At 46.5% G+C, this 623-nt stretch carries 1 protein-coding gene; it reads left to right on the top strand.

The genetic code is table 11. The features are described 5' to 3' along the window. Positions 1 to 623 (top strand): sugar transferase (locus R7093_RS26285; protein WP_318147155.1); only part of this gene is annotated, 623 nt, incomplete at both ends.

Below are 623 nucleotides of genomic sequence, written 5' to 3'. Positions count from 1 at the left end.
CCACACCGAGCATGGTGTTCTATTTGACGGCTTCTATGACGAACGCTCTAGCGACAGATTGCCTAGCTCCGAATACCCAATCAAAGGCGCGGTAAACCAAGCGTTAGAACGGGCAAAACGAGGTGAGGTCGATTACGTATACATTGCGATGCCAATGCATGCTAAAGAACGCATTGCTTCCATCTTGAACCAGTTCTCCGACACCACAGCGAACACCTATCTGATCCCGGATTTCTTTACTTACAACCTGCTCCATTCTCGCTGGGATCAAATTGGTCAAGTTCAAACTCTCAGCGTGTTCGATACGCCTTTTGCTGGCGTTTCATCCTGGATTAAACGCTTCGAAGACATTTTGTTCTCTAGCATTATCTTAGTGTTGATATCACCAATCCTGCTTGCTATCGCCATCGGTATTAAGTTGACGTCAAAAGGCCCTGTAATATTTAAGCAGCATCGTTATGGTTTGGACGGTCGAAAAATCGAAGTTTGGAAGTTCCGCTCGATGACGACGATGGATCAAGGCCCAAACATCAAACAAGCTACGAAAAACGACCCTCGTATTACTCCGTTTGGCGGTTTTCTACGTCGCACCTCATTAGACGAACTGCCGCAGTTTATCAACG

This window comes from Vibrio sp. 1580 (assembly GCF_033340055.1).
Note: the sequence above shows the minus strand (reverse complement) of the source record. Positions and strands in the feature narration are given on the sequence as shown.